This is a genomic window from Deefgea sp. CFH1-16 (genome assembly GCF_016881365.1).
Lineage (GTDB): Bacteria > Pseudomonadota > Gammaproteobacteria > Burkholderiales > Chitinibacteraceae > Deefgea.
Window position 1 is genome coordinate 767627 of sequence record NZ_WLYT01000001.1, and the last position, 23950, is coordinate 791576.

The 23950-nt window shown below is 42.8% G+C and carries 12 protein-coding genes, 2 tRNA genes, 3 rRNA genes and 5 pseudogenes; 7 read left to right on the forward strand and 15 right to left on the reverse strand.

The annotated features are described in order from the left end of the window. Positions 1-7 precede the first annotated feature (7 nt). From GKO28_RS21090 to GKO28_RS04080, 6 genes are all read right to left on the reverse strand, one after another. A complete protein-coding gene (locus GKO28_RS21090; protein ID WP_182075442.1) occupies positions 8-1138 on the reverse strand; it encodes a methyl-accepting chemotaxis protein in 1131 nt (376 codons plus the stop codon). A 104-nt stretch (positions 1139-1242) separates the two neighbouring features. After that, the gene (locus GKO28_RS04060; protein ID WP_247646367.1) at positions 1243-1572 is read right to left on the reverse strand and encodes an ATP-binding protein; all 330 of its coding nucleotides are present in this window, start codon (positions 1570-1572) and stop codon (positions 1243-1245) included. Between the two features lie 47 nt (positions 1573-1619). After that, positions 1620-2972, reverse strand: a complete 1353-nt coding sequence (locus tag GKO28_RS04065) for a PP2C family protein-serine/threonine phosphatase (RefSeq protein ID WP_182075444.1) — start codon at positions 2970-2972, stop codon at positions 1620-1622. Next, on the reverse strand, positions 2950-3282 hold the full coding sequence (locus tag GKO28_RS04070; RefSeq protein WP_247646368.1) for an STAS domain-containing protein: 333 nt from the start codon (positions 3280-3282) through the stop codon (positions 2950-2952). Before GKO28_RS04070 ends, GKO28_RS04065 begins: the two co-directional genes overlap by 23 nt. 96 nt (positions 3283-3378) lie before the next feature. Continuing rightward, positions 3379-4017, reverse strand: coding sequence for a sensor histidine kinase KdpD (locus tag GKO28_RS04075; RefSeq protein WP_203563897.1), 639 nt, complete (start codon positions 4015-4017; stop codon positions 3379-3381). Further along, positions 3960-4556, reverse strand: coding sequence for a hypothetical protein (locus tag GKO28_RS04080; RefSeq protein WP_182075446.1), 597 nt, complete (start codon positions 4554-4556; stop codon positions 3960-3962). Before GKO28_RS04080 ends, GKO28_RS04075 begins: the two co-directional genes overlap by 58 nt. A gap of 196 nt (positions 4557-4752) precedes the next feature. On the opposite strand from GKO28_RS04080, the gene GKO28_RS04085 reads away from it, so the two are divergent. The 6 genes and pseudogenes from GKO28_RS04085 to GKO28_RS04110 all read left to right on the forward strand — a co-directional run bounded on the left by GKO28_RS04085 (position 4753) and on the right by GKO28_RS04110 (position 11164). Further along, the gene (locus GKO28_RS04085; RefSeq protein ID WP_173532168.1) at positions 4753-5703 is read left to right on the forward strand and encodes a chemotaxis protein; all 951 of its coding nucleotides are present in this window, start codon (positions 4753-4755) and stop codon (positions 5701-5703) included. Between the two features lie 28 nt (positions 5704-5731). Further along, positions 5732-6683 (forward strand): annotated as a pseudogene (locus GKO28_RS04090) (chemotaxis protein). Positions 6684-6766: 83 nt separating this feature from the next. Then, positions 6767-7143 (forward strand): annotated as a pseudogene (cheY, locus tag GKO28_RS04095) (chemotaxis response regulator CheY). Positions 7144-7181: 38 nt separating this feature from the next. Then, positions 7182-7940, forward strand: coding sequence for a protein phosphatase CheZ (cheZ, locus tag GKO28_RS04100; RefSeq protein WP_182075447.1), 759 nt, complete (start codon positions 7182-7184; stop codon positions 7938-7940). Positions 7941-7969: 29 nt separating this feature from the next. After that, positions 7970-9875: pseudogene (locus GKO28_RS04105) on the forward strand (chemotaxis protein CheA). Positions 9876-9943: 68 nt separating this feature from the next. Further along, positions 9944-11164 carry an EAL and HDOD domain-containing protein gene (locus GKO28_RS04110; protein ID WP_182075448.1) on the forward strand — a complete coding sequence of 407 codons (1221 nt, stop codon included), beginning with the start codon at positions 9944-9946 and terminating at the stop codon, positions 11162-11164. 117 nt (positions 11165-11281) lie between these two features. On the opposite strand, the gene GKO28_RS04115 is transcribed toward GKO28_RS04110, so the two are convergent. From GKO28_RS04115 to GKO28_RS04155, 9 genes and pseudogenes are all read right to left on the reverse strand, one after another. Continuing rightward, a complete protein-coding gene (locus GKO28_RS04115) occupies positions 11282-12367 on the reverse strand; it encodes a calcium:proton antiporter (protein WP_182075449.1) in 1086 nt (361 codons plus the stop codon). 64 nt (positions 12368-12431) lie between these two features. Continuing rightward, complete coding sequence (locus GKO28_RS04120; RefSeq protein ID WP_182075450.1) at positions 12432-13631, reverse strand: APC family permease; 1200 nt, start codon at positions 13629-13631, stop codon at positions 12432-12434. A gap of 563 nt (positions 13632-14194) precedes the next feature. After that, positions 14195-15283: pseudogene (locus tag GKO28_RS04125) on the reverse strand (IS3 family transposase). An 82-nt stretch (positions 15284-15365) separates the two neighbouring features. Beyond that, positions 15366-16939: pseudogene (locus tag GKO28_RS04130) on the reverse strand (IS3 family transposase). 288 nt (positions 16940-17227) lie between these two features. Continuing rightward, positions 17228-17341 (reverse strand): 5S ribosomal RNA (gene rrf / locus GKO28_RS04135). 254 nt (positions 17342-17595) lie between these two features. After that, positions 17596-20488 (reverse strand): 23S ribosomal RNA (locus tag GKO28_RS04140). A gap of 360 nt (positions 20489-20848) precedes the next feature. Next, positions 20849-20924: transfer RNA gene (locus tag GKO28_RS04145), tRNA-Ala, on the reverse strand. A 7-nt stretch (positions 20925-20931) separates the two neighbouring features. Further along, positions 20932-21008 (reverse strand) — tRNA-Ile (locus tag GKO28_RS04150). 128 nt (positions 21009-21136) lie between these two features. Next, positions 21137-22669 (reverse strand): 16S ribosomal RNA (locus GKO28_RS04155). Together the 16S, 23S and 5S rRNA genes with 2 tRNA genes alongside form the textbook arrangement of a ribosomal RNA operon. 594 nt (positions 22670-23263) lie before the next feature. Between GKO28_RS04155 and luxS the strand changes: the two genes are divergently transcribed. Then, positions 23264-23776 carry an S-ribosylhomocysteine lyase gene (gene luxS / locus GKO28_RS04160; RefSeq protein WP_182075453.1) on the forward strand — a complete coding sequence of 171 codons (513 nt, stop codon included), beginning with the start codon at positions 23264-23266 and terminating at the stop codon, positions 23774-23776. Positions 23777-23950 lie beyond the last annotated feature (174 nt).

Sequence of the window (23950 nt, forward strand, 5' to 3'; positions counted from 1 at the left end):
GACAGGGTTACGTTGCAGCGCAGCGCTCAGTTTGCATAGCCTGAGTGTAAATAGCCGACATCATTTCAGCTCCACCATCGAATCCTGAATTTAATATAGACAAATCGCTGTCGATTGCAGAAAGTTTTTGCAGAATATCCTGTACTTCATGAACACGGCTTTGCACATGAAGTAGCAACTGATGTGTTAAATCTTGAAATTGTAGAGAACAAACCGCTTGGTCAATTTGCTGCTCAACTTGTTGTGCGACAAGTCCAAGGCGTTGAACTGTATCTTCAACGGTTTGGTTCAAATTTTGAATTTCGACTAAGGTATGCTCGACTTGAAGTTTGGACTCTAATGAAAAATTCATATCTTGAGAGGCCAGCTTGAATATTGCATTTTCGGCCCCAGAAACAGATGCATGAATGTTTTGTATATTGTCTCTAATTTGCGAGCTAAATTGATTCGTTCGCATCGAAAGGGTTCGTACTTCATCAGCAACAACCGCAAATCCTCGGCCAGACTCTCCCGCTCGAGCTGCCTCTATCGCGGCATTCAGGGCCAGTAAATTGGTTTGTTTTGCGATACCTTCGATCTCACCAAGAACTGATAATACACTGGTGACTTGTGCACCGATTTGCTCCATCTGGTCGACCAAACTCATTGCTGCACTCGAGTTATGCACCACACTATCAACAAATCGCGAGAGAATTTCGGAGGTTTCTAAGACGAATTTCTGAAAATCAAGTCCGCTATGATCGGCCTCAGCCTGCAGCAGCCTCGCAACCATATCACGCTGCAATCGAGACTTTTCAACCATTGAAGTAAAGCCAGCCAATAAGTTAGGTATTGCATCGCTATAGATTGCAATGACCTGCTGTATTTCTTCTTCAGCCAAAATCAGTTGTTCCTGACTTGCCAAGTGAATTTGCTGCTGATCAGCAAATTTAGGCGCATTAATACGCTGATCAGAGTTTGCGCTCAAACCAAACTTTGGACTTAAAATAGAGATAACGTGTACAAACTTGCAGGAAAAATGACGGCCATCAGCAGCGCAAACCACTGAACATCTAGCTCTAAATAAAGCAGGCTGATCGGAAATCCGCAGGCAAAAAGAAGGAGCCAAAACAATTGACGATGTGACATGCGTATCCATAACTCAAATGAATCAAGAAAAAAACCCAAGACCGATCTGATTATTTATAGACACAACAAAATACAAAAGACAGAATTTTGAAATTAACTCGTAATTAAACGCAGTCAAATTTCTTGAGGAGCGTAATAAACCTCGACTTCATTTCCAATACCAACATAATTAACTCGTAATGCCAGTGCTTTAACCAGTGAAATTCCACGACCAAATGTAAACTCCGGAATAGCATCAACGGTATCACCGCCACGTAAAGAACGCGACCAGTCAAATCCTTCGCCACTGTCCTTAACACGGATGCGTAAAATTTCATGCCCTCTGAGCAATACGCCCATCAAATCAATTTCTATTCGTCCTTCTTCGAGCGCGGCTAAACGGCGCACCCGCTCTGTTAAATAATTTTCCATGCCATCGGGATTCATTTTCATTCGAGAATCCATACCAAGTAGGCCATGATCAACGGCATTAACAAACAGTTCGGTCAATATTAAAAAAAAACATCTGATTGCGAACTAGCCAAGGACTTTATTTCTTTAACAAACGTCATCATAAAAGGAATCGTATTTACATAGCGCAACTCTTCAGCAGTTAATACCAAATTGTATCGCCAAGTACTTTGATTTCCTGTTGCAAAATCAGCAGTTAATAACTGGCTAATATCTTCAGACGAATGATGATTAATTTTTAAATCACGATTTGGATTGGCTCCAAAACTCGCTAAAACTAAAGAAACATCATCATGATGCTTTTCTTGCTGTAAAAAATTTAGGAAGATTTCTTGAAAGTATTCAATCGGTTTTAAATTCGATTTTTCTTTCAATAGCTGTAGCAAACGCTCAATACCAAACTCTTCGCCTTGTTGATTTCTAGCCTCAATCAAACCATCCGAACACGCCACTACATATCCAGTGCCATTCGAATAAAATCTTTCTGGAGAAAAATCCATAGAATGTGACGGAATAATACCTAACGGTAAGTTCTTTGATCGACACTCAGAAACTACATCACCTTGTTCATTGACCAGATAAACCATAGGCATGCCGCCATTCCAGATCTCAATACATCCGGTGGTTTCATCAATAGAGATCAAAGTAACGCAAACAAAACGTCCAACAGGTAAAACCTGCCGAACTTTATCGTTCATTTCTAATAAAATATCGCTGATCGCATAACCTTTTTCAGTCATGCTATAAAATGGTTGCGTGAGTGGTAGTACATTCAATGCAGCAGTTAAGCCATGCCCAATCCCATCGGCAAGCATGACATGCAATGCTTGCCCTGGCGTACGAGCAGAAGCAATCAAGTCACCCGATAAACTCTCTGCAGGCGATAGCAAATACTGCAACTGGGGATCTGACAGTCGTTCCGAATTGACTAACTGCTCCATCAAATGCCGAACAACTCGTTTTTCTTCTTCAGCGTTCTCATAGTAGTCAGCAAGCCGTTCGGACTGCTCTCTGACTTTTCTATTTAGCTCTAAAGTACGCCCAAAAGCTTTTAGTTTTGCTTCTAATACTCGAAAATTGACTGGCTTATTGATATAGTCGTCCGCACCTCGCTCAATTGCATCAGCAAGTGCATTTTCCTCACCAATCCCAGTGACAAAAACAATAGGAACCCAGCGTTCTCCCGATTCAGCTTTAATAATAATCGCAGCTTCAGGGCCAGTCATGATCGGCATCATGACATCCATTAAAACCAAATCTGGCTGTTCTAAACGACACTGCTCAATCGCATCTAACCCATTTCTAGCCAATATTGCCTTATGACCCAAGGCTTCTACAAACCGTGAAATGAGCAGTAATATTGCTTCAGTATCATCTACAACCAAGATTTTCATGCAAATTACCTAATGGTGAAAATTTTACCAAAGCATGCAATTTCAAGTACCTGCTTACCGTATCACGGCAATTAACCAGTGCTAAACTTTTGCTGGCAGCCGAAATTTTCTCTTTTAAAAGTAAAAGCATGCCAAGCGCAGAACTATCTAAATAATTGACATTTTGAAAATCAACCAGCACCTCTTTTATTTCTGCATTTGCAATCAAAGACTCGCAAACCTGCCGAAACTCTCGATGCGCGCTGAAATCAAACTGCCCCGATAAAATAACGCGGCCAACGTTACCCTCAATTTGCACGGTAGGTGTCATACGTAATTAACCTTATAACTTGTAGTAAATATATTCACAGTAAACCCGAAAATTTATCAGGCCGATATAAGTGCCAAACTAAATCCTCAACCACTTTCACACCTTAGTTGTAGCTGTCGTTAGTGGCAAGCGAATCTTAAAAGAACTACCAAAATCTAACTTAGATTCAACACTAACCCCGCCACCATAAGAAGACACTAAATTTCTCACAATTGCTAGACCTAGACCAGTACCATCTTTACGTGTGGTAAAAAAAGGCTCAAACAGTCGAACGCAAGTCGCTTCAGACATACCACAACCGAAATCTTTAATTTCAATTTCTAATGTAGACACACCCACAGTTAAACTACAGAGCACCTCCTGCCCCGATACTGATGCCTGAAGTGCATTTTCAAGCAAATTTGCAATCGCACCAGAAAACTCTCTGGCATTCACTTTTGCCCATACCGGAATATTCGGCCGAATCAAAATCAGAGCCACATTTTTAGCATCAAATTGAGGTTGCACATGCTGGATTGCGTCAAGCAATATGCCACCGACTTCTAAGCGCTCTGTAAATTGCTGCTGCCCACGTACAAACCGCAACATATTTTGAATCAAGACCTCTAAATGCCGGAGGCGCTCTAATGATTTTTGTGCAAATCGAATGCGATCGTCACTGCTTAGTTCTTCCCGAACTAAATGGCCACTATATAGAAGCGAGGTTGCCAATGGTGTGCGTAATTGATGCGCCAAGCCAGCAGCCATCTCTCTCCCATTTCAACTAAACGCTGATGCCGACTTAATGCACGGCGCATTTCTGTAGCAGTGGTCACGTCATGCAATAAAACCAAACGAATCCCTTCTTCTGGCACATCAACCTCTTCCAAAAGAAGGTGATGTGCATTGGCCCCATTTTGATACTCCAAAACGCCAGGCTCATCTGTCGCTTGCATTTGTTCGGCCATTACATCAAGCCAATTAAACCGGTAATCACTACGTCCTAATAATTTTTTTGCCGCAGCATTTTGCGTCAATACATCACCGTCTTGATCTAATTCTAAAACCCCAGCGGGCAATCGATCTAGTAGCAAACTTAAGCGTCGCGACAATGCTGACTTCTCTTCAAATTCACGCCGTAGATTACCATTGGCCACTTCTAGCTGCTCAGTAAGAGTAGTAACCTGATCTTGTAATTCAGCATAGGCGATTGATAATTGCTCTGATGCAGCAGTAAATAAAGCAAAAGCCTGCTCTAAATTCTTAGGATCAATGGCTTCTTGGTTTAAACTCATTAGGCAACACTCTTGTCGTCAGCATAGTTATGCATTATAAAGATTTTAGATTACTAATTAGCCAACAAAAAAACAAATTCTGTAAGCAGCTTGAAAAATAAGACTTTTTAAAATAAATTGGTTTTAAGGCTTTATATTTAGAGCTCTAGGCCGATAATGCTATATTCAATCACCCGTAGCCTCTGGGAGTAAAGTCGTGTCAGACCTTCTAAAAAATATCGACGCCCGTACGAAATTGGCAGGGACCAATAAATTAGAAATATTACTCTTTACTTTGGGCCTGGATCAAAGATCAGGCAGAAGAGAAACTTTTGGCATTAATGTCTTTAAAGTTAGAGAAGTAATGAGAACGCCAGAAATCACTCAGGCACCTGATATGCCATCATCAGTAGAAGGCATGGTTAGCTTACGAGGAGTATTGGTTCCTGTTATTGATTTAGCAAAATACGCCGGCATAGCGACAGAAAGCAAACCTGAGATTATGGTTGTCTCAGAATACAATGGACATACACAAGGCTTTTTAGTGGAAGCTGTCGATACAATCTTACGCTTAGATTGGTCAGTCATGCGAGTTCCCCCTGATATGCTCACCATGCAGATGGGGGGACTAGTCACAGCGGTAACAGAATTAGAGAGCGGAAAGCTGGTAATGATGCTCGATGTTGAAAAAGTGTTGGCTGAGACAACCCAAAAAAGCAACATCATTGACACTGCAGCAGTCATTTGTGACTCAAGCATCAGTCATAAAACCGTATTTTTTGCTGATGACTCCTTAGTTGCCCGTAGCCAAATCGAACAAACTTTAGATGCAATGAATGTACATCATATGCACGCAATAAATGGTAAACGTGCATGGGAGGATTTACTTAAGCTAGCCAAGTCTGCTGAAGTGCAAGGAAAAATGGTTAAAGATTTGTTGCACTTGGTATTAACCGACGTTGAAATGCCAGAAATGGACGGCTACATGCTCACCAAGCAAATTAAAAGTGATCCTCGTTTTGCAGGTATCCCTGTTTTGATGCACTCCTCGCTATCAGGTCTTTCTAATCAAAAGCTAGGACAATCTGTTGGGGTTGATGGTTATGTAGCGAAATTTGAGCCCCATAAACTATCAGAAAGTATCACAAATTTTTTGCGCCGCGAATAATCGCAAAAACACCAGGCTGAGGTGACTTATGAGCAAACCACAACAAACTAACTTACTTGATACCGTCGATGCTCGCACACAAAGCTTGCGGGATCTAACAAAATGGAAATTTTGCTTTTTTCCTTAGGTACACGAGAAATTTTTGGAATTAACGTATTTAAGGTACGTGAAGTTTCGCAAACGCCCAAAATAACTAAAACGCCAAATATGCCGCATGGTGTTGAAGGTGTTCTTTCTTTGCGCGGGAACATTATCCCAGTCATTTCATTAGCTCGATTTATTGCAACGCATGAGGAACCAGTTGGTGATACATCAAGTACGATGATTGTGACTGAGTTTTCAAAACATACTCAAGCATTTTTAGTTCATGATGTTGATCGAATTATTCGAGTTGACTGGGATAAGGTACGCGCCCCTGAAACAATGCTAGCTGGAAATCAAGCTTTGATCACCGCAATTACTGAATTGCCTGATGGTAAATTGGTTTCCATTCTCGATGTTGAACAAATTTTAGCAACCGTAATTGGCGAGCCTTTAATTCCAGAGCTGCCACCAACACAAATAAATCCAGATACATTTATGTTTTTTGTTGATGACTCAATGGTTGCACGCAAAGAAATTATTGGTGTTCTCGACAAAATAGGAATTAAGTATCATCAAGCCAATAATGGTAAAGAAGCGTGGGATAAACTACAGAATTTAGCTAATAGAGCAGTTCATGATAGCGAAAATTTGCGAGACAAACTAAAATTAATATTAGTAGATGCTGAAATGCCTGAAATGGATGGTTATGTCCTTACTAAATATATAAAATCTGACCATCGATTTTTAAAGGTATTCCAGTGGTAATGCACTCTTCTCTCTCATCTAATGCAAATCGTGCAATGGGTGCAAGTGTTGGTGTCGATGCTTATGTTGCTAAATTTGATGCACTCATTTTAGCCGATACTCTTTCCCCGATGTTGAGTAGCCAAGGCTAAATCAACGTCTTCGTAATAAAATAATTATATGCGTATATCAATTGCGATAACGCAGCTGGAGTTAAGTTATGGCAGATCAGAACATGCGTTTTCTCGTGGTAGATGATTTTTCTACCATGCGTCGCATCGTCCGAAATCTTCTAAAGGAGCTTGGATTTACCAATGTGGATGAAGCAGAAGATGGGCAAGTAGCACTACATAAATTAAAAAATGGTCAATTTGAATTTGTAGTGACAGATTGGAATATGCCCAATATGACCGGTATTGAATTATTAAGAGCGATTCGAGCCGATGCTCAACTTAAACATCTACCAGTATTGATGGTGACTGCTGAAGCCAAAAAAGAAAATATATTATCGAAGCAGCCACTGCCGGAGCAAGCGGTTATGTTGTGAAACCTTTTACAGCAGCCACACTGGATGAAAAGCTGAAGAAAATTTTTGTCAACATGGCAAAATAATTTTTCACAAGACATGATAACAATCAGTAGGAGGCACTGTGAGCGATAATGCACTAAATAATGGGGACTCCCCAGACCTTGAGGCGCTTTTTGATAGCATTTTGGAATCAAGCCAAGTAGAAGTTTCCTCACCAGTCGCCTCGGTAGACTCAACCAATAACCAAGAAGACACACAATCATTGATGGCGGAGCCTGCCAAATCAATGTTTTCACACATTGGTCAAATTACACGCAAACTACATGACACATTGCGTGAGCTTGGTTTAGATAAGTCGTTAGAATCTGCTGCTGCATCGATCCCTGATGCGCGAGATCGACTATCCTATGTTGCGACAATGACAGAACAAGCAGCAGAACGTACTCTCAATGCGCTAGATATTGCCAAGCCACTACAAGATAACATCACCGAAAGCTCGAAAAAATTGTCTCAACAATGGGATCGATTTTTCAATAAAGAACTTAGTATTGATGAATTTAAATCATTAGTTGAAAACACTAGAACACACTTATCAAATACAGCAAAACAATCAGACGAAGTTAGTACACAGATGCTTGAAATCATGATGGCACAAGACTTCCAAGATTTAACTGGACAAGTAATCAAACGTGTTTTAACGATGGCAAAAGATATGGAAAGCCATTTGCTTGATTTTCTGCTGATGTTTAATCCGCAAGGAACGAATAAAGTAGACGAAAATAGCCTATTAAATGGCCCTGTTATCACAACAGAAGGAAGAACCGATATTGTTACTAACCAAGAACAGGTTGATGACCTCTTGGAAAGTCTCGGTTTCTAAGTCTTATTACCGCGCATAAGGGGTATATCATGAGTGTTTTCGGCGGAATGGAAGACCTATTACAGGACTTCTTAACTGAGTCTTCAGAGCTTTTATCTGAAGTCGATAATAAGTTAGTTGAGCTAGAAAAACGCCCTGATGATAAAGCGTTACTCAATGATATTTTTCGCGGTTTCCATACAATTAAAGGTGGCGCTGGCTTTTTAAATGTCGACTCCATGGTGAGTCTTTGCCACAGAACAGAAAATCTTTTTGATAAACTTCGTAATGCCGAGCTCACGCTAAACCCAGAAATTATGGACGAAATTTTAGCGGCAACGGGTGTCGTCCGTGAAATGTTTGGTGAGATGTCCCAAGGCCGTCAACCTGCACCAGCGGACCCTGCACTACTCAAAGCTTTAGACGATGTGCTAGAAGGAAAAAGTAGTAATACATCTCCTGCATTAGAACCCCCAGCAAGCACACATACAGCTGTCGTCCCCACGGACAACAAGTCCGATCATGACTGGAAAAACTTGTACGATGTCTTACTTGATGACAAAGAGGTAACAACTCAAGTGACTACCGAGCCATTATCAAGAGATGTTGAAGTAATCAGCGTTGAGCATAGAGAAATCTTGGCTCCAACCACGGCAATACTAGAGCCGATGCAAAGCTTAAAACCTGCTGCTGCGGCAACCAACGCACGACCTCAAGGCAATACACAACAACTTGCGACTCAAGAAACAACCATCCGAATCGACACAGTTCGCTTGGACCAAGTTTTAAATTTATCCGGTGAAATTGGCCTGACAAAAAACAGGCTCACCACTTTGCGTGCAGACATTATGTCTGGAAAAATGGATAGCATTACGCTCAAAGCGCTTGATGAAGCTATTGGTCAGCTCGACTTACTCGTTGGTGATTTACAAAATGCCGTAATGAAAACACGGATGCAGCCAATAGGTCGTTTATTCCAAAAATACCCACGCCTGGCTCGTGATTTAGCTCGCCAAATGGGGAAAGATGTAGAGCTCGTGATATCAGGTGAAGAAACTGAGCTCGACAAAACGATGCTCGAAGATCTTAATGATCCATTAGTACATTTAGTACGCAATGCAGTTGATCATGGCGTTGAAACGACTGAAGAGCGCATTGCTAGCGGCAAGCCCGCCAAAGCAGTTGTTGAACTAACCGCAACTCAAGTTGGCGATCACATTCGAATTGAAATTATTGATGATGGGCGAGGTATGCGCCCAGATGTAATACGTCGAAAAGCCATTGAAAAAGGTTTAATTGATATCGAAACGGCAAATAGCCTAGATGACAAACAAAGCTTACAGCTTATTTTTTCTTCCCGGTTTTTCGACTAAAGATCAAATTTCAAGCGTATCAGGTCGCGGCGTTGGAATGGATGTCGTAAAAACGAACATTCAAAAGCTAAATGGGCGTGTAGATATTCAATCTGCAGTGGGTGAGGGATCTCGCTTCACTATTTCTCTGCCACTGACGCTTGCGATCTTACCTGTACTCGTTGTCAAAGTGTGCGATCAGCCTTTTGCCGTTCCACTAGCAATGGTTAGAGAGATCATTACTATTCGTCAAGAACATGTACAAGAAGTATCAGGAAGAGCAACAATCGTCGTTCGTGACGAAATTTTATCAGTACGCTCACTAGCCAATTTAATTGGCTGGGAAGAAGTTCAATTACCTCAATTTGGCGTATTAATGCAATCTGCGGAGCATTCATTTATTTTAGCTGTAGACAGCTTTATTGGAAGAGATGATGTAGTCATCAAACCATTACAAAACATTCGTCCGAAAGGAGTCGCAGGAGCAACCTTATCAGGAGATGGCTCAATCGTCTTAGTCCTTGATATGGAAGATCTATTGGCATCTGATACAGCAGAAAATTCAGCAATAAAAACCTCTCGTTTTATCGAGCAATTTGTTTAATTTAATAAAAATTGACATAAAACTATTCCAACGAACTAGGAGCATGGCATTTAGCCTGTTACCAGAATATGACGCAAGAACATGCATTTATTGGACGTCAACCCATACTGAATCGTCAGCAACAAATTATTGGCTATGAATTATTATTTCGCTTAAATCAAGAGGCAGTTTCCGCTGAATTTTCAAGTGATATGCATGCAGGCACAAACGTATTGGTAAATACAATATCCAATATGGGCACAGATTGGCTAGTTGGCAATAAACTAGCATTTATTAACGTCGCAGAATCAATGCTTGAAAGTAATTTTTTAGAGCTATTACAACCTCAGCGCGTAATTTTAGAAATTGTTGAAACCACACAGCCCACTGAAGATTTATTAAATCGTTTGCGTGATCTGCGTGCACAAGGTTTTGGCATTGCACTAGATGACTTTGTTCTGACTCCTCAAACAGCATCGATGATTGAATTTTCTAATTACATTAAATTAGATATCCAGCAGTTAGGAATGGAGCAAGTTCCTATTTTATCGAAGGAATTACGCCGTTTTCCATTGCTTCAAGTTGCTGAAAAAGTTGAAACCAAAGAAGAATTCACGAAGTGCTTTGACATAGGGATGGATTGTTTTCAAGGTTATTATTTTGCACATCCAGAAACTTTATCAGCCAAAGTAATTAACCCAGGTTACGCAAATATTTTACAACTTTTAAATATGTTACGTAACAATGCTGAAATTAGAGATATCGAAAATGCACTTAAAAGAGATGTAGCTCTTTCATTCAAACTTCTTCGTTACATCAATTCAGCTGGTTTTGGACTATCTTGTGAAATTCAATCATTTCGCCATGCTGTAACTATATTAGGATACCAAAAACTATATCGCTGGCTTACGCTATTACTCGTAACAGCTGGAGCGGACACTGGTACGCCACCTGCTTTATTGAAAACGGCAGTTACACGTGGTCGATTAGTCGAATTATTAGGCTCACATCTACTCGATGGGCAGGATAAAGATAATTTATTTATTGTTGGGATGTTTTCTTTACTTGATGTATTACTAGATATGCCAATGGATAAAATTTTAGAAACTTTAATTTTGCCTGAAACTGTCACCGATGCATTAATGGAACACACCGGAATCTACGGTCCATTTCTTGAGCTAGCTGAAGCCTGTGAAGATCCTGAGATGGCCGAAGTACCAAGACTATGTGAGCAATTACAAATAACTCCAGAAATGCTTAACCGATCACATGTGCAAGCTCTAAATTGGGTGGAAGAACTAGGTGTTTAATTTTCAACCAATCTAATTTATGCATTAAATATAAAATGCACGCTTATCATAAATGTTAAGCGCGCTTTTTATTAAAAAATTTATTTTTAATAACAAAACTATTATCAATCTTTTACTTCATGGGAAAATTGTCATAAAAAGATAAACAGAGAAAATCATTAAATGAACAAGCCCTTGCAAAACGGTGGTCCTACCATTGCCTAATGACAAAGTTGAAACAATCAATGTCAGCACCAACAATACTGTTGATTTAGCATCAATACCAAGCATTAAAGGCCAACCATTCAGAATAGATACAATTGCAACTGCGGGTATCGATAAGCCAATACTAGCCAATGCAGAACCCAATGCTAAATTTAGACTAGTTTGTAATCTATTACATTTTGCTGCACGCAATGCTGCCAAGCCTTCAGGCATCAACACAATGGCTGCGATAATAACACCTACTAGTGCTGCTGGAGCACCAATACTAGCAACACCAGCCTCAATCACTGGAGAAATTGATTTTGCTAATAAAACAACCGCGATTAAGCCTATGACTAATAAAACAGCGCTCAAGATCGCAACTTTAGTTGTTGGTGGTATTGCATGAATATCTTCATCACTCACGCCTTGTTGAGGTAAAAAATAATCGCGATGACGAACAGTTTGCACAAAAAGAAAAGTCCCATATAAAACTAAAGAAACTAATGCCACGAATGCTAATTGGTTTGAACTATAAATTGGCCCAGCCACAGTAGTTGTATAGTTAGGTAAGATTAAAGTTAATACTACAATGGCTGCTAAAGTAGATAATGAAGCATTAACACCCAACATTCCAAATCGCTGCTCCCCAAAGCGATTACCTCCAACCAATAAACATAATCCAACAATACCATTTAGGATAATCATTACTGTTGCAAAAATGGTATCGCGCGCTAATGAAGATGCTGCTTCTCCACCTGTGAGCATTAGCGTCACAATCAGTGCAACTTCAATTGCTGTAATTGCAGCAGCCAGTACTAAAGTTCCAAACGGTTCACCGACACGATGTGCAACGACCTCAGCATGATGAACGGCAGCCAAAACACCAAAAAATAATCCGGTTGATAATAAAATTAAATACCATTCACCAAAAACAATCGATTGTCCAAGCAGTAATAAACACCCTATAAACGGTGTAGCAACAGTCCAAAAAGGTAATTGCATTATCGATTTAATCATTTAATCAACCTTATAACACTCAAAAATATAAAACTTATTCAACAGAATAAAAATATCGAAATCACTAGTTATCTATTCTTATTTTTTGAAAAAAATAAACTACAGCGCCAACAACTAAGCCAGCACATCCAAATATAAAAATTTTCATATTAAAGTTAGACAATAGATATAGCGATGACAAAATAGCTAAAATCGGCACAGTCCTCCCTCCAGGAATAACAAACCCAACAGGTAAATTTTTATCATTTCTTAATTTAAGTACAGCCAATGCTGTTGGTATATACTGAACAAAAGAAGCAAAAACAGCCAAAGAAATTAGGAATAAATAATCACCACTCAAAAGCAGAACTGAGCATAAAGCAAAAGTGATCATTAGTGCATTAACAGGTCGATTATACTTATTTTTCTCACCAATAAACTCAGGTAGTAACTGATGTTGTAATGCTAGTGATGATGCAATTAATGGAACACTAAATGAAAAAGCTAAAATAACACCACCTATAGAAATCAGCATGCCAATCACAATTAAGTTATACCCCCAACTCCCTACCATTTTTGAAAATGCATCTGCAACAGGCAAAGATGATACTGCCAGATTAGATCCTAAAATACTAATTGAAACTACAACCAACAGAAAATAAATAACGCTGCATGTCATAATAACGGAGATTAAAGCCAAAGGAATATTTTTCTGTGGATTATCCATACGTGCCGCAGCAATAGGTAAAAAAGAGAACCCCGTAAATGCATAAAAAATAACACCAAGTGCAGCACCAACTGAAGAGTAAAAAGAATCATTAGATACAACTTCGGGTAATACAAACGGCTGAAATTTACTAAGATCAAAATAAAATATACCAACTGCAACAAATAAAAATATAACAATTAATTTAGAAATCGAGGATAAATTATTCAAAAACTTAGCAAGACTAATACCGAAATAATTTACAATTACAAGAAAAATACAAATTAACATTGCAGATAAATCATACAAGGAACTATCTTTAAGTTCCGGAAAAAAGCCTGCTAATGCGGTTAAAAAACCAGCTATTTCAGAAGATAGTATTATAATACCCAAAATCCAAGCATAAAATCCGACTTCAAATCCAACAAATCGACCAAATGCTCTATAGCTATAAATCCATGCTGCACCATTTTCAGTAAATTTACTGGCTAATTCGGCATAACATAACGCGATAACAAGGACTAGTAACGATGCAACTAATACAATAGCAATGCTAGCAGCACCGATTTTTGCATACACTTGATTTGGTAGTAAAAAAAATGCCTGAACCTATAATTCCATTAATACCTAATAAAAAAATGCTAACAAAACCAATTTTATTATTAGCTATTGGATTTTTAGCCATATTTAACATTGAATTTACTGACATTGATCCACCCCAAAAATTTGAGCATCATGAGTTTAGTCTAGTCAAAATTTATGTGTTGTACAAAACTTAGCAATATGCACTCCGTTTTTCTTTCTAATTACCAACATAGTATTACATCAATGTAAACTTAATAACAGTAAAAAAAACACAAATTTTCAAATCAGTTTTGTCGTCAGCTATTGTCAAACTTCGAACTATATCGCTCATACTCCGTGAACGTGCCTTTAATTGATAAAATTGTGTCGTTAATAATTTTTCTCACTTTTTCTATGCAGGTTGCAAGCAGATTTATTACGACGTAATGTTTCATGAATTGAAAAAAACAGAATATATTATGAAGGATACAAAAGAGTACATATCTAAGGTGAGTAATATGTTTTTGATTTGAAATTATTGGTAATCCCCCATTTTTAAGCTCACTTAAAAGTAGAGGTCAGGCATGTAATGCCAGTTTTTGTTTCGGGGTGATGCCACCCAAACCCATGTGCGGGCGTTCGTTGTTGTAACTCCAAAGCCATTGTGTGGCAACCTCTTGCACTTCAGCAAGACTTTCAAAGTCATCGCAAGCCAGCCATTCATGCCGCACGGTCCGATTATAGCGCTCGATATAAGCATTTTGCTGGGGATTGCCCGGCTGAATATACGCCAACTCAATCGAATGTTGTTCCGCCCAGTTTTTTAACAATTGACTAATATATTCAGGCCCATTATCTGAGCGAATCCGTTTTGGCTTGCCTCGCCATTCAATAATTTGATTCAAACTACGCACCACACGCTCGGCCGGCAAAGAGAAATCAACATCAATTGCTAAACCTTCCCGATTAAAATCATCAATCACATTAAACAGGCGAATGCTGTGGCCATCGGCCAATTGGTCGTGCATAAAATCCATCGACCACGTTTCATTGATTTTCTCAGGCACTGCTAATGGCGCTGGCGTTACACGAATTAAGCGTTTATTAGGCTTAATTCGCAGATTTAATTCTAAATCGCAATAAATCCGGTAGACCCGTTTGTGATTCCAAAGCTTTTTCTTGACGTTTCGTAGATGCAAAAAGCACAGACCAAAGCCCCAGTTGCGATGAACTTCGGTGAGTTGCAGTAACGAATCTGCAATTTTTTCATTTTCTGCGTCTAGTTTTGCCACATAGCGATAACAAGTCGTGCTGATCGCAAAGCTAGCGCAAGCTGCACGAATCGAAACGGCTTTGGTTGCAACGGCCCAGCGCGCCATCTCACGCCGCTGAGATGGCTTCACCACTTTTTTGACATGGCTTCCTTGATGATGTCCGCCTGCATTTGAGCTTCGATATACATCTTTTTAAGGCGCTTGTTTTCATCTTCCAGCTCTTTCATGCGCGTCATCATCGAGACGTCCATGCCGCCAAACTTAGCGCGCATTTTTATAAAAGGAAGCCGAGCTCATGCCGTGTTCACGGCATAGATCAGGAACAGTGGAGCCGGCTTCGGCCTGCTTTAAAATCGCCATAATCTGGCTGTCAGAATAACGTGCTGCTTTCATGTAGAAGCTCCTCAAAGACTGCGAGAAAATTCTACTTAAAAACGGTAATTGTCAAACTAGTTGTCGCCTCAATCGTTAAATCCTATGCCATCTTTTGCGCCATTTTTTCCCTTACAAGTAAGACCTCTGTATCGGATAGCTTTTCTGGATTCAAATGCACAATTTTCGTCCTTTCCCAGTTGCGCGTTTTGCTTGACCACCGCCGTGGATTCTTAGCTCGCGCCGCTTCATAAACGGCAATTCGTTGCGCCAACAACGCCTGATCTTCGCCAGCATGGCGCTCGGTCGGTGTGACGTATTTTATGCTGCTATGACGATGCTCTTCGTTGTACCAATGCACCACTTGCGTCGCCCATTGCCGTGCCGCCAGTAAATCTTCAAATGGCTTGGGCAACTGCATCGGGCGGTATTTCAGCGTTTTAAATAACGACTCGGAGTACGGGTTGTCATTGCTCACTGCCGGTCGACTAAATGATGCCGCAACCCATAAATTTTGCAGCGTCGCCAGCATCGTCGAACCCTTCATTGAACTGCCATTATCCGAGTGCAATATCACCTGGTCGCGCGCGATGCGTTCACGTCGGCAAATGTCTTGCATCATGTCGCTGGCGTTTTGACTGCTTTCTTCTGCGTATACCTGCCAGCCGATGATTTTTCGGCTGAATATATCGAGAAATATATACAGGTAAAAATACTTTCCCTGAATCGTGCTCGCCAAGTAAGTGATGTCCCAGCTATACAATTGATTCGGTGCGATGGCGCACAAGGCCTTCGGTTTACTGCGCACTTGCGCCGGACGCTCGGCGCGACGATGTTGGAGTTGATCCGCTGCGCGCAGCACCCGATAGAACGTTGATTCTGAAGCAATATAACGTTGCTGATCGGCTAATCGAGGGACTATCTGGCTCGGTGGTAAATGCGCAAATTCGGCGGAATTAGCCACCGCCAAAACAGTCGCTCGCTCGGCTAAAGTCAACTTGTGGACGGGCACTGTCTTCTGCAATGGACGCTGATCAATCATCACCGTATCACCGTCAGTCCAGCGCTGAATCGTGCGGATATTGAAGCCGAGAATAGCGCAAGCCAACGTCTGTCGAGCCCCTGCCAAAATGGCCTCTTGCAGCAAATCAAGGCAAAGCTGGCGCTCGGCCAGCGCCGTCATTCGTCCGCGCCCTCCAGGTAGGCATTGAACTTTTTTTGCAAAATCAGCAGCGCCGCAGCCTCCGCCAATGCCTTGTCTTTGCGGTTCAATTCACGCTGCAACTGTTGATTGGCTTTCTTCAGCTCACGCATCGACTGAACATCGACTTTACTGTTTTGAATGGCTGGCGGAGTACAAAATTCCGCTCGCCACTGACTTAAATGATGGGGAAACAAACCCTGCTGACGGCACCACGCATTGAGCTCAATTTCAGGTAAGCCATGACTCTGTTGCAGAGCCAAAAGGCGTTCCTCAATCGACCAATCTTCAGGTCGTTTCGCGCGCTCAATCGGCGTTGGAATTTGTGTTTTCTTAGCGGCAGCCATCCAGCCCTTCAGGGTAAATTTAGAAAGATTAAGTTCCTGAGCTACCGATTCAATCGTGCGACCTTGGCGTTGATAAACTTTGCTCAAAGCCTGCTGTTTAAAGTCGTCAGAATACGTGATTTTTTGCATGTTGAAGCCTCTGTTTTTTCAAGCCAATGAAAATTCAGAGGCGACAACTAGTCTGACATAGGGGGAAAATGAGCTGGTTTGGTGGGGGATTACCGTACGACTTGCCGATCGACAATAATCCAATCGAAAACGCGATCCGGCCGAATAGTCGGATTGATGAATTACTGCCGTTGCGCGGCTAATCCAAATCAACACTGAAGAATAGGTTGTCACGCCAGACGCATACATTATTAATTTAACGCACAGCAAAAAGCCCGACTCTTTCGAATCGGGCTTCTCTATAGGGAAGTCTGGCAATGACCTACTTTCACACGGGCAATCCGCACTATCATCGGCGCTGAGGTGTTTCACTGTCCTGTTCGGGATGGGAAGGAGTGGGACCACCTCGCTATGGTCGCCAGACATTAAACTGTCTGGTGCAACTCTTTCGAGTCACACGAGAGTTATCGCATTCAGCTTCTGCTCTTGACTTGGAATCTTATTTCCTCATCTCACAACCGCCTACAACGCTAACTCGTAAAATCAATAGAAGAAGTAATTATACTACACTTTCCAACCACACTGTTTCAGTATTTGTCTTCGTATTCATGCACTTACGTACATTCCTACGTATTTGGGTCGATTATATCCATCGTCGCATACGCGCTTCAGGTTATAGGATCAAGCCTCACGAGCAATTAGTATTGGTTAGCTTAACGCATTACTGCGCTTCCACACCCAACCTATCAACGTCCTGGTCTCGAACGACTCTTTAGAGGATTTAAAACCCTAGGGAAATCTCATCTTGAGGCAAGTTTCGCGCTTAGATGCTTTCAGCGCTTATCTCTTCCCGACTTAGCTACCCGGCAATGCCACTGGCGTGACAACCGGTACACCAGAGGTCAGTCCACTCCGGTCCTCTCGTACTAGGAGCAGCCCCTCTCAAATTTCCAACGCCCACTGCAGATAGGGACCAAACTGTCTCACGACGTTTTGAACCCAGCTCACGTACCACTTTAAATGGCGAACAGCCATACCCTTGGGACCGGCTACAGCCCCAGGATGTGATGAGCCGACATCGAGGTGCCAAACTCCGCCGTCGATGTGAACTCTTGGGCGGAATCAGCCTGTTATCCCCGGAGTACCTTTTATCCGTTGAGCGATGGCCCTTCCATACAGAACCACCGGATCACTATGTCCTGCTTTCGCACCTGCTCGACTTGTCGGTCTCGCAGTTAAGCCGCCTTTTGCCATTACACTATCAGTACGATGTCCGACCGTACCTAGGCGACCTTCGAGCTCCTCCGTTACAATTTGGGAGGAGACCGCCCCAGTCAAACTGCCTACCATGCACGGTCCCCGATCCGGATAACGGACCAAGGTTAGAACCTCAAAGGGGTCAGGGTGGTATTTCAAGGACGGCTCCACTGAAACTAGCGTCTCAGCTTCAAAGCCTCCCACCTATCCTACACAAACCACTTCAAAGTCCAATGCAAAGCTACAGTAAAGGTTCACGGGGTCTTTCCGTCTAGCAGCGGGGAGATTGCATCTTCACAAACACTTCAACTTCGCTGAGTCTCGGGAGGAGACAGTAGGGCCATCGTTACGCCATTCGTGCGGGTCGGAACTTACCCGACAAGGAATTTCGCTACCTTAGGACCGTTATAGTTACGGCCGCCGTTTACTGGGGCTTCGATCAAGAGCTTGCACCCCATCAATTAACCTTCCAGCACCGGGCAGGCGTCACACCCTATACATCCACTTTCGTGTTGGCAGAGTGCTGTGTTTTTGATAAACAGTCGCAGCCCCCATTTCTCTGCGGCCTTATATAGCTCCAAACGCAAGGTTCTTCACCTATAAGGCACACCTTCTCCCGAAGTTACGGTGTTAATTTGCCGAGTTCCTTCTCCCGAGTTCTCTCAAGCACCTTAGAATACTCTTCCTACCCACCTGTGTCGGTTTGCGGTACGGTTCAATATAAGCTGAAGCTTAGTGGCTTTTCTTGGAAGCAGGGTATCAGTTACTTCATCACCTAAGTGAATCGTCATCATGCCTCAGCGTTAACAGCGTCCCGGATTTGCCTAAGACACCCGCCTACACACTTAAACCAACTATTCCAACAGTTGGCTAACCTAACCTTCTCCGTCCCCACATCGCACTTATATCAAGTACAGGAATATTAACCTGTTTCCCATCGACTACGCATTTCTGCCTCGCCTTAGGGGCCGACTCACCCTGCGCCGATGAACGTTGCGCAGGAAACCTTGGGTTTTCGGTGAGGGAGCTTTTCACTCCCTTTATCGCTACTCATGTCAGCATTCGCACTTCTGATACCTCCAGCATCCTTCTCAAGACACCTTCACAGGCTTACAGAACGCTCCTCTACCATATGCCATAAATGGTCATATCCGCGTCTTCGGTTATCAATTTGAGCCCCGTTACATCTTCCGCGCAGGACGACTCGACCAGTGAGCTATTACGCTTTCTTTAAATGATGGCTGCTTCTAAGCCAACATCCTGGCTGTCTGTGCCTTCCCACCTCGTTTTCCACTTAATTGATCATTTGGGACCTTAGACGGCGGTCTGGGTTGTTTCCCTCTTGACCCAGGACGTTAGCACCCCAGGTCTGTCTCCCATGCTCGCACTTGACGGTATTCAGAGTTTGCCATGGTTTGGTAAGTCGCGATGACCCCCTAGCCATAACAGTGCTTTACCCCCGTCAGTGATACATGAGGCACTACCTAAATAGTTTTCGAGGAGAACCAGCTATTTCCAAGTTTGTTTAGCCTTTCACCCCTATCCACAGCTCATCCCCTAACTTTGCAACGTTAGTGGGTTCGGACCTCCAGTGCGTGTTACCGCACCTTCATCCTGGCCATGGATAGATCACTTGGTTTCGGGTCTACGCCCAGCAACTATGCGCCCTATTCGGACTCGGTTTCCCTACGCCTCCCCTATTCGGTTAAGCTCGCTACTGAACGTAAGTCGCTGACCCATTATACAAAAGGTACGCAGTCACCCCATTTTTCAAGGGCTCCCACTGTTTGTATGCATCCGGTTTCAGGTTCTATTTCACTCCCCTCCCGGGGTTCTTTTCGCCTTTCCCTCACGGTACTGGTTCACTATCGGTCGATGATGAGTATTTAGCCTTGGAGGATGGTCCCCCCATCTTCAAACAGGATTTCTCGTGTCCCGCCCTACTTCTCGTACGCTTAGTACCACAATTGACTTTTCATATACGGGACTATCACCCACTATGGTTGGACTTTCCATTCCATTCTATTAAGTCTACTGCTATCACGTACAGGCTCTTCCCATTTCGCTCGCCACTACTTTGGGAATCTCGGTTGATTTCTTTTCCTCCGGTTACTTAGATGTTTCAGTTCACCGGGTTCGCTTCGCTAGACCTATGTATTCAGTCTAGGATGACCCAAAAGGGCCGGGTTTCCCCATTCGGAAATCGTGGGATCAAAGCACTTTGCCAGCTCCCCCACGCTTATCGCAGGCTATCACGTCCTTCGTCGCCTATCATCGCCAAGGCATCCACCAGATGCACTTATTCGCTTGATCCTATAACCTCAAACACGTAAAACGTATCTCAGATTAATGAAATCGTATTTGCGACTTGCAAGTGAGTTCTCATTTCACTTGCGGTTCAGTTCCACTGGCATGAGACCAGCACAACTGAACAGATACAATCAACCCAATATTTTTACTTTGAAACTAAACTCAACAACAACTGCAAGCAGTTATTCTCAAATCAAATTCCATTACAATGTTTATTGGAATTAATTACTTCTTCTATTTTGTTAAAGAGCGATATTTAATTAATCATTAAATGAATAATCATTCTAATTTTAGAAACCAGAATAAAATACACTGCACACAACAACGTGCAATACATAGAATTCTATTTTCTACAGCAGACAATGGTGGAGGTTAACGGACTCGAACCGTTCACCCCCTGCTTGCAAAGCAGGTGCTCTACCAGATGAGCTAAACCCCCGTGATACTGGTGGGTCAGATAGGAATCGAACCTATGACCCCCGCGTTATCAACACGGTGCTCTAACCAACTGAGCTACTGACCCATATCGTCGTCAAACCAACTCAATGTCAAAGTATCTAATTGCTTAGTACTTCTTCATGTCGTCAAGCCGACATTCTTCAAATCTACAGCCGATGAGTGTGAGTACTTAATCTACCAATCTTTCTCTTGAAAGGAGGTGATCCAGCCGCAGGTTCCCCTACGGCTACCTTGTTACGACTTCACCCCAGTCATGAATCCTACCGTGGTAACCGGACTCCCGAAGGTTATCCTAGCTACTTCTGGTAAAACCCACTCCCATGGTGTGACGGGCGGTGTGTACAAGGCCCGGGAACGTATTCACCGCGACATGCTGATCCGCGATTACTAGCGATTCCGACTTCATGCACTCGAGTTGCAGAGTGCAATCCGGACTACGATCGGTTTTGTGAGATTAGCTCCCCCTCGCGGGTTGGCGACCCTCTGTACCGACCATTGTATGACGTGTGAAGCCCTGGTCATAAGGGCCATGAGGACTTGACGTCATCCCCACCTTCCTCCGGTTTGTCACCGGCAGTCCCATTAAAGTGCTCAACTGAATGTTAGCAACTAATGGCAAGGGTTGCGCTCGTTGCGGGACTTAACCCAACATCTCACGACACGAGCTGACGACAGCCATGCAGCACCTGTGTTACGGTTCCCGAAGGCACTCCTCTATCTCTAAAGGATTCCGTACATGTCAAGACCAGGTAAGGTTTTTCGCGTTGCATCGAATTAATCCACATCATCCACCGCTTGTGCGGGCCCCCGTCAATTCCTTTGAGTTTTAGTCTTGCGACCGTACTCCCCAGGCGGTCTACTTCACGCGTTAGCTGCGTTACTAAGCTCCGAAAAGCCCAACAACTAGTAGACATCGTTTAGGGCGTGGACTACCAGGGTATCTAATCCTGTTTGCTCCCCACGCTTTCGTCCATGAGTGTCAGTATTAGGCCAGGGGGTTGCCTTCGCCATCGGTGTTCCTCCACATCTCTACGCATTTCACTGCTACACGTGGAATTCCCCCCCCTCTCCCATACTCTAGCGAGACAGTCATAAACGCAATTCCTAGGTTGAGCCCAGGGATTTCACGTCTATCTTATCAAGCCACCTGCGGACGCTTTACGCCCAGTAATTCCGATTAACGCTTGGACCCTACGTATTACCGCGGCTGCTGGCACGTAGTTAGCCGGTCCTTATTCTTCGGGTACTGTCATCCCCAGTAGTTATTAACCACTAGGATTTCCTCCCCGACAAAAGCGCTTTACAACCCGAAGGCCTTCTTCACGCACGCGGCATTGCTGGATCAGGCTTTCGCCCATTGTCCAAGATTCCCCACTGCTGCCTCCCGTAGGAGTCTGGACCGTGTCTCAGTTCCAGTGTGGCGGATCGTCCTCTAAGACCCGCTACTGATCGTTGCCTTGGTAGGCCTTTACCCTACCAACTAGCTAATCAGCCATCGGCTGCTCCAATAACGTGAGGCCTTGCGGTCCCCCACTTTCCCCCTCAGGGCGTATGCGGTATTAGCACTCCTTTCGAAGCGTTATCCCCCATTACTGGGTACATTCCGATGTATTACTCACCCGTTCGCCACTCGTCAGCGGTGCAAGCACCCTGTTACCGTTCGACTTGCATGTGTAAAGCATGCCGCCAGCGTTCAATCTGAGCCAGGATCAAACTCTTTCGTTTAATCTAGCTGAATTTACATACTTGGCTTAGTACTCATTACTCAAAGAAACACTTGGTTAAAAACCAAGATTTCTTTTAAATCTTGAGTGTAAGCACTTGTTTGACTGGCAAACCAAGCACTCACACTCATCGGCTGTATTTTGTTAAAGATCAGTGGCTTAGACACCGAAACCAGCTGGAAAACCGCTTGTTTCGTTTGCTGTGTCAGCAGCAGAGAGGCCGAACTATACCCACCCACCTAAAGTCCGTCAACACCTAGTTGCAAAGAAAACCACACAAAGGTGCTAAGTTGTTGAATTACATACGATCTAATTTCAACATTAATTCTGCTGCCGCGTAAAAAACAGAACGATGCCAAGCCTCGATTACGGATATATATAGCGCCAAATGCTTATTTCGCCGTTTTTGCCCCTAAATTCGCTAACATTTTCGCCGCTATACGACGAAATCAACGCTGCAGCACAACAAACGACGGACTTCAATTGCTACTCGGGAGGACCAAAGAAATAAAAGGCTAAGGATATCCACATAGACCTTATTGCTAAGTACAATCTCATTTGATAATCGTCTAACCCACAAAACATCGGAGTCACCATGCCCTTGCTAGATAGCTTTACTGTTGACCATACAATCATGAAAGCGCCTGCAGTCCGTATTGCAAAAAAAATGACAACTCCTCACGGCGATGCAATTACCGTTTTTGATCTTCGTTTTTGCGTACCGAATAAAGAGATATTATCTGAACGAGGGATCCACACTCTTGAACATTTATTTGCAGGGTTTATGCGTAACCACCTCAATGGGGATGGTGTAGAAATTATTGATATTTCCCCAATGGGCTGCCGCACAGGGTTTTATATGAGTTTAATTGGCACTCCAAATGAACTGCGAGTGGTCAATGCCTGGCAAGCTGCCATGGAAGATGTACTTAAGGTAGCTCAGCAATCTGAAATTCCTGAGCTTAATCTTTACCAATGTGGTACCTATGAGATGCACTCATTAGACGAAGCAAAAAAAATCGCTCAGGATATTCTTAACCGCGGCGTTGGCGTCAACCTCAATGAAGAGATTAAACTGTCAGCTGAATGGCTAGACAAAAATGCTTAAATAAGTTGCAGATAAGATAAATATTCAAGTCAAGGCTTGGTAATACTGAACCCATTAAATTTGTGTGTGTTTTCAGTATTTATTAATCAATGGCTTGTGAGCTTAAATCGTATTACAACGGCAAGAGCCTAAGCTACTATCACTTAGACTCTTGCCACTTAAAACATAAATATC